At 27.6% G+C, this 16426-nt stretch carries 15 protein-coding genes, 1 tRNA gene and 1 other annotated feature; of the genes, 1 reads left to right on the plus strand and 15 read right to left on the minus strand.

Annotated elements, in window-relative coordinates; translation table 11 throughout:
* Nucleotides 1–2 precede the first annotated feature (2 nt).
* A complete protein-coding gene (locus CS899_RS04875; protein ID WP_100065048.1) occupies nt 3–1118 on the minus strand; it encodes a radical SAM/SPASM domain-containing protein in 1116 nt (371 codons plus the stop codon).
* Between the two features lie 448 nt (nt 1119–1566).
* Between CS899_RS04875 and CS899_RS04880 the strand changes: the two genes are divergently transcribed.
* Nucleotides 1567–2835 carry a RidA family protein gene (locus CS899_RS04880; RefSeq protein WP_100065049.1) on the plus strand — a complete coding sequence of 423 codons (1269 nt, stop codon included), beginning with the start codon at nt 1567–1569 and terminating at the stop codon, nt 2833–2835.
* A gap of 215 nt (nt 2836–3050) precedes the next feature.
* On the opposite strand, the gene CS899_RS04885 is transcribed toward CS899_RS04880, so the two are convergent.
* The 14 genes from CS899_RS04885 to CS899_RS04955 all read right to left on the minus strand — a co-directional run bounded on the left by CS899_RS04885 (nt 3051) and on the right by CS899_RS04955 (nt 16383).
* Nucleotides 3051–4214: a protein kinase family protein gene (locus CS899_RS04885; RefSeq protein WP_100065050.1), complete on the minus strand. Its 1164-nt coding sequence runs from the start codon at nt 4212–4214 to the stop codon at nt 3051–3053.
* 64 nt (nt 4215–4278) lie between these two features.
* Nucleotides 4279–4354 (minus strand) — tRNA-Arg (locus CS899_RS04890).
* 5 nt (nt 4355–4359) lie between these two features.
* On the minus strand, nt 4360–5550 hold the full coding sequence (locus CS899_RS04895) for a D-alanyl-D-alanine carboxypeptidase family protein (RefSeq protein ID WP_100065051.1): 1191 nt from the start codon (nt 5548–5550) through the stop codon (nt 4360–4362).
* A gap of 134 nt (nt 5551–5684) precedes the next feature.
* The gene (gene serS, locus CS899_RS04900) at nt 5685–6956 is read right to left on the minus strand and encodes a serine--tRNA ligase (RefSeq protein WP_100065052.1); all 1272 of its coding nucleotides are present in this window, start codon (nt 6954–6956) and stop codon (nt 5685–5687) included.
* 117 nt (nt 6957–7073) lie between these two features.
* Nucleotides 7074–7240, minus strand: a binding site (T-box leader).
* An 83-nt stretch (nt 7241–7323) separates the two neighbouring features.
* Nucleotides 7324–7974 (minus strand): HAD hydrolase-like protein, encoded by a 651-nt coding sequence (locus CS899_RS04905; protein WP_100065053.1) that lies wholly within the window; start codon nt 7972–7974, stop codon nt 7324–7326.
* 15 nt (nt 7975–7989) lie between these two features.
* Nucleotides 7990–8634, minus strand: a complete 645-nt coding sequence (locus tag CS899_RS04910) for an HAD hydrolase-like protein (protein WP_164995853.1) — start codon at nt 8632–8634, stop codon at nt 7990–7992.
* Between the two features lie 71 nt (nt 8635–8705).
* Nucleotides 8706–9446, minus strand: coding sequence for an amino acid ABC transporter ATP-binding protein (locus CS899_RS04915; RefSeq protein ID WP_100065055.1), 741 nt, complete (start codon nt 9444–9446; stop codon nt 8706–8708).
* Nucleotides 9436–11055: an ABC transporter permease subunit gene (locus CS899_RS04920; protein WP_242491870.1), complete on the minus strand. Its 1620-nt coding sequence runs from the start codon at nt 11053–11055 to the stop codon at nt 9436–9438. Before CS899_RS04920 ends, CS899_RS04915 begins: the two co-directional genes overlap by 11 nt.
* Before the next feature lie 630 nt (nt 11056–11685).
* A complete protein-coding gene (locus CS899_RS04930; protein WP_100065057.1) occupies nt 11686–12507 on the minus strand; it encodes an alpha/beta hydrolase in 822 nt (273 codons plus the stop codon).
* 60 nt (nt 12508–12567) lie between these two features.
* Complete coding sequence (gene truA / locus CS899_RS04935; protein ID WP_100065058.1) at nt 12568–13302, minus strand: tRNA pseudouridine(38-40) synthase TruA; 735 nt, start codon at nt 13300–13302, stop codon at nt 12568–12570.
* The gene (locus tag CS899_RS04940) at nt 13299–14099 is read right to left on the minus strand and encodes an energy-coupling factor transporter transmembrane component T family protein (RefSeq protein ID WP_100065059.1); all 801 of its coding nucleotides are present in this window, start codon (nt 14097–14099) and stop codon (nt 13299–13301) included. Before CS899_RS04940 ends, truA begins: the two co-directional genes overlap by 4 nt.
* Complete coding sequence (locus tag CS899_RS04945) at nt 14092–14955, minus strand: energy-coupling factor transporter ATPase (RefSeq protein ID WP_100065060.1); 864 nt, start codon at nt 14953–14955, stop codon at nt 14092–14094. The genes CS899_RS04940 and CS899_RS04945 overlap by 8 nt, the downstream gene beginning before the upstream one ends.
* Nucleotides 14946–15782, minus strand: coding sequence for an energy-coupling factor transporter ATPase (locus CS899_RS04950; RefSeq protein ID WP_100065061.1), 837 nt, complete (start codon nt 15780–15782; stop codon nt 14946–14948). The genes CS899_RS04945 and CS899_RS04950 overlap by 10 nt, the downstream gene beginning before the upstream one ends.
* A gap of 64 nt (nt 15783–15846) precedes the next feature.
* The gene (locus CS899_RS04955) at nt 15847–16383 is read right to left on the minus strand and encodes a TIGR01440 family protein (RefSeq protein ID WP_100065062.1); all 537 of its coding nucleotides are present in this window, start codon (nt 16381–16383) and stop codon (nt 15847–15849) included.
* Between the last annotated feature and the right edge of the window lie 43 nt (nt 16384–16426).

Genomic DNA, 16426 nt, shown 5'->3' on the forward strand with positions numbered 1-16426 from the left:
TTTTATCCCCTCTTTTTCAAAGTTTGAACAACATCAGCAATATCATCTTGGCAAGAAATTAAAAAATCTAGATATCCACAATAATTTTCCTCATTATTTAAATACATATTGTACCTTTGACGCTTACAACCGCCTCTACAAATATTATATATTGAACAATCTTTGCAATATTTTGAAATTAACTGTTTAGAATTAATAAAATTTTGCATTGATGAATTGTAAAAAATATCTCTAATTGTATTTTTTGTAATATTCCCCGAATAATAATCATCTAATACATAAAAATCGCATGGAAAAACATCTCCATTTGCTTCAATTACATACTGAGGACTACAATTTCCAGTAAAACCACAATTTGGTGCTTTACCATTTTTCAAAAGAGAAATAACATTATCAAAAAAATTTATACTTATGTAATTTCCTCTATCCCATTCTTTTTTCCACAATATAAACAATTCTTTATAAAAATATGCAAATTTTTCAGGTGTAAGTGTGTAGCTTGATTTTTTTTCTACATAAAGCTCATCCATACATGGAATAAATTGAATGTATTTTATTTTTTCATCTAATATAAATTGAAATATTTCTCTTGGGTATTCTGCCATTTCATTAGTTAATACAGAAAGTATATTATAATCTACTCTATATTTTTCAAGGTATTTTTTAGAATCCATAACTTTTTGAAAACTTCCCTTGTCATTTAAAGTAATTCTATTTTTGTCATGAAAATATTTTGTACAATCAAGCGATAATCCAATTAAAAAATTATTAGTTTTGAATAAACTACACCATTTGTCAGATATATCTATTCCATTAGTTTGCAAACTATAACTTACATTGTTTTTGTTTATATTTTTACGTTTTACATAATCTATAAAACTCTTATAAAATTCTATTTTTATAAGAGTGGGTTCACCTCCTTGAAACGCAAAATTGACACTATCACCTTTCTCCAAATCAAGAAAAATATTATCTATTAATTTTTCCATTACAGATTTAGTCATTTTCCCATAATTACGAATTTTACGATTTTCAATTTCATCTTTGTAAAAACAATATTTACATTTCAAATTACAACTTCCAGAAACTGGTTTTATTAAAACAGAAATATCCTTCATATCTATTAACTACTTTCCTTAAATATATTCATTCTTTTATGTAGACAAACTAATATAAAAATATATAAAAATATTTATTTAATATCTATACCCCTACATTATTTTGTTCAAACAATATCTTTATAAAAGGAGTATATAAACAAGTATTTACATTCTTCATACTATAATTAGCATTATTAATCATAATTTTATAGGAATATAATATATTTTCAAAGAAATCCTTATCAAAATTATGACTTTTGCATATAAAATATTATTTAAAATACTCATTTGAGTTTATATATAAGATTAAGAATATTTCAACTTTAAAATGAAAATTTAAGTATAAAAATCTCATTAAAATTTTTCGTTATCTTTTTTTGAAAACGATTGACAATTGACGTTGTATGAATTATAATTTGAGCTTGAATGTATATAATAAAAAAACAAATAAAAGGGGAATATAATCATGAGTAACGACAATGTAGTATTAGCAAGAAACACGGAGAACGCTCCAAAAAGTTCTATAAGTTCACAAACTGTAGCTTTCTCTCATTATAATAATCTTTCAGCTCAATTACCTATTGATCCACAAACTGGTAACTTAGTATCTGGTGGCATTAAGGAGCAAGCTGAACAATGCTTTAAAAACATCAAATCTATTGTAGAAAGTATAGAACATACTATGAATGATGTTATTAGAATAACTATTTTTGTAAAAAATATAAAAGATGTAGATGCTGTTAATGAAGTTTATAAAACTTTCTTTGCAACTTATCTTCCATCAAGAACAGTAGTTGCTGTTAACGCTTTACCTATGAATGCTTTAGTTCAAGTAGAAGCTCTTGTTTCAAACGGAGTAGGAACAATTCCTAATGCACCACAAGCAGGAGATCTTATAAAGCTTACAAATAACACAAGTAAAGCACCTATATGTCCTTTATCTACACAGACTGTTGCTTTTTCACATTATAATAATATTTCTGCTCAATTACCTATTGATCCTTCTACTGGAAGATTAGTAATTGGTGGAGTTAAAGAACAAACTAGACAATGTTTAAAAAATATTAAAACTATTTTAGAAAGTATTGATGTCCCTTTTGATGATATAGTAAAAGTGACTATATTCCTTAAAAATCTTTCAGATGCTGATACAGTAAATGAAGTTTATACAACTTTCTTCCCAGATTCAGCAATAGCTAGAGCTGTGGCTTATGTTCCTGCTAGAACAGTTGTTTCAGCTTCTGCATTACCAATGGATGCACTAGTTCAAATTGAAGCAGTGGTATCTCATGGAGACGGTACTCCACCTCAAGCTATAGAAGATAGACATGGAATTATAGTAGAAGCAAATAACACAAAAGATGCTCCTATAAGCTCTCTTTCTACACAAACTGTTGCTTTTTCACACTATAATAATATTTCTGCTCAATTACCTATTGACGCAAAAACTGGTAAAATTGTAGATGGTGGAATTAAAGAACAAACTGAACAATGTTTAAAAAACATAAAGTCTATTATAGAAAGTGTTGACCATGTTATGGAAGATATGGTTAAAATTAATATTTTCCTTAAAAATATAGAAGATATTGATGCTGTAAACGAAGTTTATACAAAATTCTTCCCTAATGGAACGCCTGCAAGAAGAGTTGTTGGTGTATCTGAATTACCTGAAGGTGCTTTAATTCAAATTGATGCAATCGCAGGTAACGCTGAAGGAACACCACCTATCGTATAAAATATTAAAAATTTAAAATAGCTATCTCTAATTATGAGATAGCTATTTTTATATTAATAATAGTTTAGTAAAATAAAAAACTATTATTCTACATTATAGATTCATATTTTCTAAATTTTTTAATATTCATTGCTATGTAGCATCATAGTACTATTTTAAATATCTTCCTTTTCAAGCATCTATTCAAACTAAAATCATTATAAATAATAATATTATTAAAATTCAATTTGAAGATAATAGTACTTTAAATCTTCACAATTTTTATATCTCTTTGTTTTATCTGAGCTTAATCCATTTCCAACAAAAGTCTTCAATGATTTATTTTTGATACTGTCTATATTCGTCTTACCAGTCATTACAAAGCACAGTAATCGTGTTAAAGCATACGTTTCATGTAAAATACTATAGTTGTTAAACCCCTCTAATATTAACTCAGGATCATTATAGTATCCTTTAATTTCTGTATTAAAAGATGTTATATTTAGTTTAGGATTCTTGATAAGACCAAAATCAGATACTTTAGCTACTACAATATCCTCATAAATTTTAACAAGAACATTCTTAGGGCTTATATCTCTATGAAGTAATTGCTTAGAGTGAATATAATCAAATGCTTTAAGAATTTGCAAGCAAATTCCTCGCCTTTTAGTTATTGATAGTTTAGTATTATTTTTTTCTATATACTCATCCAAAGTATAATCCATATATTCCATTGTATATTCGTTCTTACTTTCATTATATTTATAAACTTCAAGAATATATGGAGATTTACATTCATTCAAATAATTAAATTCTTCACGAAAACGACGAATTTCTGTATCATTTAATGACTTAATCGCCCTTTTTAAAGCAATTTTTTTGTTATAACTTTTATCAATGTAGCTATATACATTCGCATAAGAACCTTGTCCAATTAACTTTAAGTTGTACGAAGTAGTAACACTTCCTGAAATTTCAATAGTTTCTGACATTTTAAATATAGGAATTGTATAATATAAATCTATTTTTTCCATATAAGGTGGAATTTGACTTCCCCCACTTGAGCTAAGAAACTCAAGACATTTTTCAATTTTAGAAAAATAATAGCTATCAATATCAAAAGAATATTTAGATGATTTCAAACCTCTTTGCAAACTTTGAGTAACTTCAAGAATCTTGATTAAATCTCTACTAGAATCAGCCCAAAAATGTGCTCCATATTCATTAGTTGGAAGTCTATTATTCATTAATTTAAATAAAGACACCATATTGGAATGTAAAGTAGAAAATATTTTTCTTAAACTTTTATTATAAACTCTATTATATAAATATAAAAATTCTATATTTTCCAAGTGTATCAATTCTCTATATTGTGACTCTATAAAGTTTTCAAAATCCAATTTAAACACCTCTATCAATTTATATTATAAAAAAGCAACAAGTCTAAATTAGACTTGTTGCTTCTGGCACCCCCAACCGGACTCGAACCAGTGAATCTCCCTTAGGAGGGGAGTATTATATCCAACTTAATTATGGGGGCAAAATTTAAAATCCTAACAGTGTTGCTGATGTATCAAAAATATTCGAAACAAATCTTTTTACTCTAGTCCCAAAAGAAGCTGCTTCATAATCTTCTTTTACAATTAAATCAACATTATATACTTTACCATTATTTGCTTTAATTGACAATGCTCCTATAGAATCTCCCTTTTTTAAAGGTAATTCTATATCTTTTTTTATATTTTTATTTACTTTTATTCCTTCACTCTCATCATACAATAATTCTAGTTTTTCGGAAGGGTAAGTTTCTATCTTACCATTTGATACCTTATTTAATTTCACTATATCGTAAAGTTCATCTTCCTTTACTATTTCTGCATAGTTATAATTTGAGCTGGTGTAATTTATAATATTTTCTGTTACTTCTTCTCTTATTTCCTTTGTTTCTGCTCCCATTACTACTGAAATAAATCTAAAATCCTTTATTTTTTCATTTTTTATAGGTTTAAATGTTGATACTAAACAAAAGCCAGCTTCATCAGTTGTCCCTGTTTTTAAACCATCTACTCCAGGTATTGTTTTTATAAAAGGTATTGTACTTTCTCTTTTAAATTCTAGGTTTGGAAAATCTAGTGATATAGTAGAAGAAAGCTTTAATATTTCTGGATGTTTTTCTATAGCATATTTAGACATTGTGTATACATCTTTTACCGACATTGTATTTTCTTCTTTAGTTATACTGTCTGGCAGTCCATGAGAATTAACAAACTTAGCTGTAGTAAGTCCTATTTCCTTTGCTTTGTTATTCATTAATTCTACAAATTTTTCTTCTGAACCAGATATCTTCTTTGCCAAAGCATAAGCTGCATCATTTCCAGAAATTACTATTAATCCTTTTATTAATTCATCTACTGTTGGAACTTCTCCAACCTCTAATAATAATGATGAACCATCCACAGCCTGAATATCATCTGTTACAGGTACTGTATCTGTAAGTTTTATAGTTCCTTTATCTAAAGCTTCTTTTACAATTATATATGTCATTACTTTTGTAATGCTTGCAATAGGAAGTACTTCTTCCTCATTATATGAATTTATGATAGTGTCTGTTGTGACTTCACCAATCATATAACCTTTTGTTTTATCTTCAAAATTATCCATTGAAGCTAATGCTATATTTGGATATGTAAATATAAAAAGTAATATAAATGCTAGTATATGCTTAATTTTCTTCATTTCAACACCTCCTTATCATTATACAATAAAGAAAGTAAATATTGAACATTGTTACCATATTGTAAACTTTTGACAAATAATATGTTTAATTCTTTAATATGTAAAAAATAGACATCGTACGATGTCTATTTCCTTTACTTTGTTATTTTTCCTAATCCATTCATGTATGGCTTTAACACTTCAGGTATAGTTATTGTTCCATCTTCATTTTGATAATTTTCTAATATTGCTGCAAATGTTCTTCCTACTGCTAATCCTGAACCATTTAATGTATGAGCAAATTTAACTTTTCCATTTTCATCTCTATATTTAATATTTGCTCTTCTTGCTTGAAAGTCCATAAAATTACTACATGAAGATATTTCAACATATCTATTATAGCTAGGCATCCAAACTTCTATATCATAAGTTTTTGTTGAGCTAAATCCTAAATCTCCTGAGCACAGCATAACCACCCTATAAGGTATATTCAATTTCTGTAAAACTTCTTCTGCATCTTTAGTTAATTTTTCTAATTCGTTAAAACTTTCCTCTTGAGTTGTAAACTTAACTAATTCAACTTTATCAAATTGATGATTTCTTATTAATCCTCTTGTATCTCTTCCTGCAGAACCTGCCTCCGCTCTAAAACATGGTGAATAAGCAGTATAATGAATCGGTAATTTTTCTACATCTAAAATTTCCCCACTAAATAAATTTGTTACTGGAACCTCTGCTGTTGGTGCTAAAAACAAATCTTTAGCTGGAACATAAAACATATCGTCCTCAAATTTCGGAAGTTGACCTGTACCAAACATACTGTTTCTATTCATCATAACTGGTACCCATACTTCTTCATATGTTTGCTCTATCGTGTGTAAGTCTAACATAAAGTTAATTATAGATCTTTCAAGTCTTGCTCCTTGACCTTTGAATACTGAAAATCTTGAACCTGCAATTTTAGTAGCTCTTTCAAAATCTAAAATATCTAAGTCTACACCTAAATCCCAGTGTGCTCTTAGCTCAAAATCAAATTTTCTAGGCTCACCCCATTTTCTAATTTCAATATTTTCTGTATCGTCTTCACCATCTGGTACTTCTTCTGAAGGTGTATTAGGAATACTTGATAAGTAATTGTAAATTTTTTCGTCTAATTCTTTAACTCCTTCATCTAATTTTTTTACTTTATTAGAAAGCTCTTTCATTTGAGCAAATATTTCTGTTGTATCTTTTCCCTCTTTTTTCAACATTGGAACTTGTTTTGAAATCTTATTTTGCTCAGCTTTCATATTTTCAACTTCTTGAATTATTTCTCTTCTCTTATTATCAGTATCTAAAAGTTCTTGAATCGGAAAGTTTCCATGTCTTTTTTCTAAAGCTTTCAGTACCCCTTCTTTGTCATTTCTAAGTCTCTTTATATCTAGCATAATTCCTCCTTATATGTTTTTATTAAGTTTTACCTCAACTATTTTGTATTTTATTAAGTTCATAAAACACCTTTTACTTAACAAGGTATAATAAAAAAACAAAAAACTCATCCCTCAAAAAGGGACGAGTTATACCCGCGTTGCCACCCTACTTACGATAAAATATCGTCACTTAATTGGCCTTAGCTCAAGGACGGATTCTATAGTATTCAATATTTGTTTACACCAACCACAAACTCTCTATGCTTGAATAGTTATATACTACTTCCTATCATCACTATATTAAATTATGAATAATTATAGCATATATAATATTTATTAACAAGTTTCAAACTATGCTACACTTTTCAAATGTTAATTATACATATTAAATATTCTTTAAAATCTCAAATATTTGATATGTATCCTCTACTATATAATCTGCTCTGGATATCTCAAGTTCTTTTTTGCTACCATAACCATAGGTAACACCTACTGTCTTTAGTCCAAATGATTTTCCACCTAAAATATCATATTTTGTATCACCAATCATATATGCTTTTTCTATTTCAATTCTATAATTATCTAAAATATACTTAATTACATCTGTTTTTTTAGATATTTTATGATCTAAAGTTGCTCCTGAAATAAAGTCAAAATATTTAGTCAATTTATGTTGTTCTAAAACTCTTCTAGCAAAAATTTCTGGTTTAGATGTGGCAAGAATAATTTCATTACCTTTATCTTTTAATTCGCATATTACCTCTTCTATACCTTCATAGATGAAATTTTCATATAATCCATTATCTTTATAGTATTCTCTATAAATTTGCATAATATCATCTGCTTCTTCTTCAGAAAAATTATAATGTTTAATATATGAATCTATTAATGGTGGTCCTATAAAATCATTTAATATTTCTTCTCTATTTTCTTCTATTCCCAATTTTTTTAATGAATACTTAATAGAGCTTTTTATTCCTTTTCCTGAATCTACTATTGTCCCATCTAAGTCAAATAAAATATATTTTTTATCCATATATACCTTCTTTATTTAAATTACAATTTCTATAATTTCTCTAGGACTATGTACTATATAATTAGGACTAGCTGATTCTAACTCTTCAATAGTACCATATCCATATGAAACGCCTATAGTTTTTACTCCAAATCTTTGACCTGTTAAAATATCATAATTTCTATCCCCTATAAAATATGAATTAGTTAAATCCAATTTAATAAGTTCTATAAATTGGTTCATTAAGTCAATTTTAGTTACTTCATAGTTATTCCAGTCTATTCCTACAATGTTATCAAAATTTTCAAATATACCCAGATTTTTCAAAATCCTATAAACAAATACTTTGGGTTTTAAACTAACTATTGCAATTTTATATCCCATTTTTTTCAATTCTTTTATTACATCAATAATGCCTTCATAAATTCTAGCATTTAATACCCCTTGCTCTTTGTAATAATCTCTATAAAAACTCACTAAATAATTAGCCACTTTTTCATCTACCTTGAAATACTTCATGTATGAGTCTATTAATGGATATCCTATAAATTGATTTATTATTTTTTCATCTACTATATCTAATTTAATTTGTTTTAAGGAATATTTTATAGATTCTTTCATACCTTCAAAAGAATCTATAATTGTGCCATCCAAATCAAATATAATATATTTATCTATCATATTCATCATCTCTTATTTCTATTACTACAATTTTAGATACTATCATAAATAAAAAAGAAGCTTTGCGCTTCCTAATTATTTCTAAATCTAGTAAGAAATTCTTTAGTTCTTTCATTTTTTGGATTTTCAAAAATTTCTTTAGGAGTTCCTATCTCTGCAATTACCCCTTTATCCATGAAACAAACTCTTGTAGATACATCTTTTGCAAAATCCATCTCATGTGTAACTACAACCATAGTTATTCCTGATTTAGCTAAATCTTCCATTACATTTAAAACTTCTCCAACCATTTCTGGATCAAGCGCAGAGGTTGGCTCATCAAATAATAATACTTCTGGATTCATTGATAGTGCTCTTGCTATAGCAACTCTTTGTTTCTGTCCTCCAGATATTTGTGAAGGCTTAGCATTGATATATCCTTCCATACCTACTTTTGATAAATATTCCCTTGCAATTTTTTCTGCTTCATCCCTGTTTCTCTTTAATACTTTTACTTGTCCTACTATGCAGTTTTCCAATATTGATAAATTATTAAATAAATTGAATTGTTGAAAAACCATTCCCACTTTTGCTCTATACTCGTTTTCATTAAAGGAACTATCCATAATAGATTTATCATGGTATAGTATATCCCCTCCAGTAGGTTCTTCCAATAGATTTATACACCTTAACATTGTAGATTTCCCTGATCCTGATGAACCAATTACAGAAACAACTTCTCCTTCAGAAATTGTCATAGTAATATCTTTTAAAACTTCAACATCTCCAAAACTTTTTTGTAATTTATTTAATTTTATAATATTATTTCCCATGTACAGCACCTCCTGTACTTGATTCCATTACAAAACTTGTTGTATTAAACATTTTCTTTTCAATCAATCTTAATATTCTAGTAGTTGTAAACGTAAGCACAAAATAAACAATAGCTATTATTATATATGTTTGGAAATATAAATTAGTTGTCCCTGCTACAGATTTACCCATAAAGAATAATTCAGTAACTGATATTACATTTAAAACTGATGTATCTTTTATATTTATAACAAATTCATTCCCTATTGAAGGTATTATATTTTTAATAGCTTGAGGTAATATTACACTTATCATAGATTGAGAATGAGACATGCCTATTGCTTTGCATGCTTCGTACTGGCCATTGTCTATAGAATTTATTCCACCTCTAACAACCTCTGACAAGTATGCTCCAGTATTTACCGACACTACCAATATAGCTGTTGGAAGTATCTCTGTATTAATATTAAATGCATACTGAATTCCATAAAATATTAGCATAGCTTGTACCATCATAGGTGTTCCCCTAAAAATTTCCACATAAGAAGCTAATAAAAAATTTATTACTTTCATTATATAATATTTAAATGCATTTTTTTTCTTGTTTGTTTGAATATTTCTAACTACTGCTACTAATAATCCAATTAGAAAACCTATTAAAGTTGCAGATATGGCAATTATCATAGTATTACCAACTCCGCTTAAAAATAACGTTCCATAAGTTGTTACTATGTTTTTCATCTGCTGCCAAAAACTAAGTTTTACTGGCTCTTTTCCTTCTTCAACTGTATCTTGAAGTTTAACTGCTTTATCCATAATATCAAGTCTTTCATCTTCAGAAATTCCTGATAATACACCATTTATTTTTGATGTCAATTCACTATTTTTCCTTAGCCCAACGGCTATAGAAGTATCTTCTGAACTAGTTTCGAATCCTTTACCTTTTTCAAATTCAACAAAAGTTAAATCAGTATTAGCAGCAGTTGCTGATAATGCTCCTGGTCTCTCTGAAACATATCCATCTACTTTACCTGTTTTGGTATTAAGTATCATAGTAGAAAAAGTATCCATTGCATTCTGTTTTTTTACACCTTTTATTTGATCTATTACGGTATAATGAAATGTACTTAATTGACCTGTAATTTTAGCACCTTTAAAATCTTGTATTGATTCTGCTTCTGCATAATTACCTTCTTTTTTTACAACTATTACTAAGTCAGATGTATAATAATTTTCTGTAAAATCAATTTCCTTTTTTCTTTGTGCAGTTGGAGACATACCTGCAATTATTGCATCTATCTTTCCACTTTGAAGTGCTGGTATTAAACCATCCCATTCTATTTTTACAATTTCTAATTTCAAGTCCAATTTATCAGCAATTTTTTTTGCCATTTGAACGTCATATCCATTAGCGAATTCTCCCTTGCTATTGGATACCTCTATTGCATCATTTTCATCATTTGGCTGAGTCCAATTAAATGGTGCATAGTTTACTTCCATTCCGACTCTAAAAACTCCTTCTGTTGTTGTAGTTTCTGCCTTACTTATTGGGATATTAAAAAATAATCCTGATAAAAATACTAAAACTAATGAAAATGAAAAGAATTTTTTAAAATTCATTCTAAACATTTTTTCAATCCCCCTTATATATAACTTATATCAGTATACCATAATTTATTGATATATACATTTTTAATTTATTTACTAAGCAAAATAAAAAATAAAGTATTTATTGTGTAAATACTTTATTTTATGGAGAATAATAAACTGTTAATTTATATAAGTTTATTAAATTATATAGCTTAAAAACACTCACTAAAAATATTATTAAAAATTTAAATTCTATTCCAAAAGATTGAAGCATTATTGATATAAATAACATGATACCAATTAATAAGTTTAAAGTTATTAATTTATGTGTTGTCTTAAGATATATATCTATTTCTTTTATATACTTTAATACTATATTAATTATAAATATAGGTATTACTAATAAAAATATTTCATTTATAAATTGAAATAAATCTCCAAATATTTTTATTTTGTATAATTCTATATACATTTCAAATAAAAATAAACTAAATGTTATAAAAATTATTATAGAAAAATATTTAAAACTCTTTTTATGATTAAATAACCCTCTACTTCCAGAATATAAAAGATAGATCCCTACTATATTAAGTAAAATTGTCCTGATATTATCTTTTTCTATGAGATATAATGGATTTAAATATATCAAAAGTATTCCTATAAATATCTTTAACATCGTTCATCAAGCCATTGTATATAATTTTTTATTACAGTATCTTTCTTTTTTTCATTAAAAATTTCGTGATATAATCCAGTATAAATTTTTAATGACTTATCCTCTGAAGATATATCGTTATAGAATCTTTTGCTTGCTTCTTTAGATACAATTTTATCATCTCCTCCATGCCCTAAAAAGCAAGGATAACTGTACTTATTTATATTTTTAAATATATTTTCTGTTGCTTTTACTGTAAATTGATTTAAAAAACCTATTGTTGCTTTTTTTAGTACTAAAGGATCATTTTTGTATTCTTTGACAACTCTTTCATCTGATGATATATAATCATCTACAAGATTTGGAATATAAAACCTCTTAAATGGTCTTGAAAGCATTCGCATAAGTGGTTTTTTTAATCCTGATGCAGCATTAATATATCCCAGAGCTGCTCCTGAAAATAATTGTCCGTTTAATATATTGGGGAATTTTATACCGAAATTAGCAGTTATATTTCCACCCATACTATGGCCTAATGTAAAAATTTTAGTTTCATTATTTCTTTCTTTTACATATTCTACAATTTCAAAAAGATCATCTATCATATCCTTATAACTTTTCATATGTCCAAGTTTACTCGAACTAAGTCCATGTCCTCTAGCATCATATCTAAAAACAGAATATTTTTTTTCATTTAGAATCTTTGTTATATAATCGTATCTACCTATATGCTCTGCAAATCCGTGTACTATTACTATTACTGCTTTAGGGTTCTCTATATAATTTTCTTTATATCTTAAATTTACACCATCTTTAGTAACAAAATATTTATCCATATATATATATCTCCTCTAGTATATAATATATAAAAAAAAAAGTTAAAGCAATGCTTTAACTTAATAATATATTTCCATTAGATATAATCCACTTGCTGCTATAGTTGGACCTGCAAATACCCTATTTTTTTCTTTAAAAGCATTTTTTATCCAGTTTATATCCCTTTTGCCTCTTCCCACTTCAACTAAAGAACCTATAATAATTCTTATCATGTTCCTTAAAAAGCTCTCTGCTTCAAAATAAAATATTATATCATTTCCTTCTTTGTGTATTTCTAACTTATCTATTTGTCTAATAGGATTTACTTTTTCAGTATTTTTAGAAAACGATGTGAAATTATGTCTTCCTAAAAATAATTTTGAACATTCAAGTATTTTATTTAAATCTAAATAGTAAGGGATATGTCCTTTATAATTTCTAAAAGCAGGATGCATGAACTGTTCATTATTTAAAATATACTTGTACATTTTACCTTTTGCCGAAAATCTAGAATGAAAATCCTCTCTTGCTTCTTCTACTTTTACTACTTGAATTTGATCTTTAGTTAAATAATGATTTATTCCTGTCAATAGAGATTTATTGGTAACATTATTCTTTACCCTTATATTTATTACTTGCCCATATGCATGAACCCCTCTATCTGTCCTTCCTGCTGCAATTATATCTATATCTTCTGATAAAAGATAGTTGATAGCTTTTTGTACCTGACCTTCAATTGTTATCAGATTATCTTGTTTTTGCCAGCCATAATAATTACTGCCATCATATTCTAATGTCAGTTTTATATTTTTCATATAAGATACCTAGTGCTTATTATTACAGCTAAAAATATCAATAACAAAATTATTCCAACATAATCCCTTTTTTGATATTTCAATTCATTTAATCTTGTTCTTCCTTCTCCACCTTTATAACATCTCGCTTCCATAGCTGTCGCTAGTTCATCAGCTCTTCTAAAGGCATTTATAAATAGCGGTACTAATAATGGAACCAAACTTTTAGCTCTTTTTAATATATTTCCTGACTCAAAATCAGCTCCTCTAGCTGTTTGAGATTTAATTATTTTATCTGCTTCTTCAAATAAAGTAGGAATAAACCTTAATGCTATAGTCATCATCATTGCCAATTGATGTGAGGGAAACCCAATTTTTGATAGAGGTGTCATCATAGACTCCATTCCATCTGTTAAGGATATAGGGCTAGTAGTTAAAGTTAGTAATGAAGTTCCCAAAACCAAAAACACTAACCTTAGTGCCATAAACACGGCTGTTTTTAAACCTTCTTTTGTTATATGAAATATCCAAAATTCGTATATTACTTCACCTGTTGTCATAAAAGTATTTATAATAAATGTTAATATAATAATAAAATATAATGGCTTCAATCCCTTAAGTACAAATTTTACTGGTATTTTAGTAATTTTTAATATAGAAAAAATTACTAGTGCAACTGGAATATATACTGGTATTTTATTTATCATAAATATAGCTATAATATAAATAATAACAGCCATAATCTTTACTCTTGGATCTAGTTTATGAATTATACTATTTCCAGGAAAGTATTGACCTATTGTTATATCTTTAAGCATCTTTACTCTCCTTTAAATAATTTTTTAATATTCCGTAAGCCTCTTCAACAGTTATGACATCTGTTGGAATATTTGCACCTTTTTCTTTCAATTTAAGCATAAATTCTGTAACTTGAGGTACATCTAGTCCTACTTTTATTAACTTATCAGGTCTTGCAAAAATTTCTTTTGGAGTTCCGTCCATATATATTTTTCCACTATCCATAACTATAATTCTATTCACTAGTCTAGCTACATCTTCCATACTATGTGAAACTAAAACAATTGTCATATTATGCTGTTCATACAATCTTCTAATCTCATCCAGTATCTCATCCCTTCCTCTGGGATCTAACCCCGCTGTTGGTTCATCTAAAACTAAACAATCGGGTTTCATAGCTAAAACTCCCGCTATTGCAACACGTCTTTTTTGTCCTCCTGAAAGCTCAAATGGAGACTTGTTTTTTATATACTCAAAGTCTAATCCTACTATCTCACATGCCCATTTAACTCTTTCTTCGGTTTCTTCTTCTGTACATCCAATATTTGTAGGTCCAAAAGCTATATCCTTGTATACTGTTTCTTCAAATAACTGATATTCAGGATATTGAAAAACTAGACCTACTTTTTTTCTTATTTCTATTTTATCTTTGCTTTTTTCTGATGTATCAATATCATCTACATAAACTTTACCTTTAGTTGGAATCATTAATGCATTTAAATGTTGAACTAGTGTAGATTTTCCACTTCCAGTATGCCCTATTATTCCTATAAATTCATTTTTTTTAATATTTATTGATACATTATCTAAAGCTACTTTTGAGAAAGGATTATCTGCATTATATATATAAGAAACTTTATCAATTTTTATTTCCATACTTCATCCACCAACTCATTTACCGTTAAAACTTCATTATCAATATTGAAGCCACTCTGATTTAATTTAAAAGCTAGTTCTGTAACTTGTGGTACATCTAGTCCTAATTTCTTCATCTTTTCTACTTTAGAGAATACTTCTTTAGCTGTTCCTTCTAGCTCAACAAGTCCATCGTTCATTACAAATACTCTATCGGCTAAAACTGCCTCTTCCATAAAATGAGTTATATGAATAATGGTTTTTCCCTCTTCATTTAGTTTTTTTATAGTCCTTACTATTTCACTTCTACCGTTTGGATCTAACATAGCTGTTGGCTCATCTAATAATATACAATCTGGGTTCATCGCTAAAATTCCAGCTATTGCTATTCTTTGTTTTTGTCCACCTGAAAGAAGAGCAGGTGAATGCATTTTATACTCATACATATCTACTGTCTTTAATGCATTATCTACTCTTTCTCTTAATTCTGGCATTGGAACCCCTAAATTTTCAGGTCCAAATGCTACATCTTCTTCAACTATAGTAGCTACAAGTTGATTATCTGGATTTTGAAAAACCATTCCGCAAGTTTTTCTTATTTCCCATATGTTTTTTTCATCTTTTGTATTGAGACCATTAACAATTATATCGCCTTCAGAAGGTATCATTTGTGCATTTATGAGTTTAGCTAAAGTAGATTTACCACAACCATTATGCCCTAATATTGCTATAAATTCTCCCTTTTTTATATTTAAATCTATTCCCTTTAAAGCTTTAATTGAATTTGCTTCATCTTCAGCATCATAATTGTATTTTAAATTTTTAATTTCTATAATATTTTCATCCATAAGTACTCCTACACTTTACTAGAATACTATACCATAACAAATCTTTAGGTACAATTCTAAAGATTTATTTATATTCTGCTCTTTCTCCACCTATTAATTTTGGTCTAATCCTTGCACCTGTTACTTTAGCTTCTCCTATATAATCTGGTTTTATTCTAAGGGGTATACAAACATGCTTCATATGCATACCAATCATTGTAAGACCTATATCTAATCCATAATCTGCCTTTATAAATTCTACTACTACAGGATCTTTAAATAAGCTATATGAAGCCGTTGCAAAAGAACCTCCAGCTTTTGGCTTTGGTACTACTGTAACTATTTCAAAATTAAATTTTTCTGCAACGTTCCTTTCAACTACTAATGCCCTATTTAAATGTTCACAGCATTGTGCCGCCATATATAATTTATTTTCTTCACATAATTCTATTAATGTTTTAGAAATAGTTTCTCCTATTTCATAATTTGAATTTGTTCCTATTTTAGAACCCATTACTTCACTACTACTACATCCTATTACTAATAATTTTTCTTTTTCAAATTTGCACTGTGATTTTAAAGATTCAAAAGATTCTCTAATTTGTTTTCTAAGTTCTTTCATTTTACACCTCGTAATAAAAAAGCTGGGTATACACCCAGCTTTG

The organism is Miniphocaeibacter massiliensis (assembly GCF_900232905.1).
Lineage (GTDB): Bacteria > Bacillota > Clostridia > Tissierellales > Peptoniphilaceae > Miniphocaeibacter > Miniphocaeibacter massiliensis.

Excerpts from the sequence above, each read along its gene's own strand:
- CS899_RS04875 (WP_100065048.1), bottom strand. The coding sequence starts at position 1,118 with ATGAAGGATATTTCTGTTTTAATAAAACCAGTTTCTGGAAGTTGTAAT.
- CS899_RS04880 (WP_100065049.1), top strand. The coding sequence starts at position 1,567 with ATGAGTAACGACAATGTAGTATTAGCAAGAAACACGGAGAACGCTCCA.
- CS899_RS04895 (WP_100065051.1), bottom strand. The coding sequence starts at position 5,550 with ATGAAGAAAATTAAGCATATACTAGCATTTATATTACTTTTTATATTT.
- serS (WP_100065052.1), bottom strand. The coding sequence starts at position 6,956 with ATGCTAGATATAAAGAGACTTAGAAATGACAAAGAAGGGGTACTGAAA.
- CS899_RS04905 (WP_100065053.1), bottom strand. The coding sequence starts at position 7,974 with ATGGATAAAAAATATATTTTATTTGACTTAGATGGGACAATAGTAGAT.
- CS899_RS04910 (WP_164995853.1), bottom strand. The coding sequence starts at position 8,634 with ATGATAGATAAATATATTATATTTGATTTGGATGGCACAATTATAGAT.
- CS899_RS04915 (WP_100065055.1), bottom strand. The coding sequence starts at position 9,446 with ATGGGAAATAATATTATAAAATTAAATAAATTACAAAAAAGTTTTGGA.
- CS899_RS04920 (WP_242491870.1), bottom strand. The coding sequence starts at position 11,055 with ATGTTTAGAATGAATTTTAAAAAATTCTTTTCATTTTCATTAGTTTTA.
- CS899_RS04930 (WP_100065057.1), bottom strand. The coding sequence starts at position 12,507 with ATGGATAAATATTTTGTTACTAAAGATGGTGTAAATTTAAGATATAAA.
- truA (WP_100065058.1), bottom strand. The coding sequence starts at position 13,302 with ATGAAAAATATAAAACTGACATTAGAATATGATGGCAGTAATTATTAT.
- CS899_RS04940 (WP_100065059.1), bottom strand. The coding sequence starts at position 14,099 with ATGCTTAAAGATATAACAATAGGTCAATACTTTCCTGGAAATAGTATA.
- CS899_RS04945 (WP_100065060.1), bottom strand. The coding sequence starts at position 14,955 with ATGGAAATAAAAATTGATAAAGTTTCTTATATATATAATGCAGATAAT.
- CS899_RS04950 (WP_100065061.1), bottom strand. The coding sequence starts at position 15,782 with ATGGATGAAAATATTATAGAAATTAAAAATTTAAAATACAATTATGAT.
- CS899_RS04955 (WP_100065062.1), bottom strand. The coding sequence starts at position 16,383 with ATGAAAGAACTTAGAAAACAAATTAGAGAATCTTTTGAATCTTTAAAA.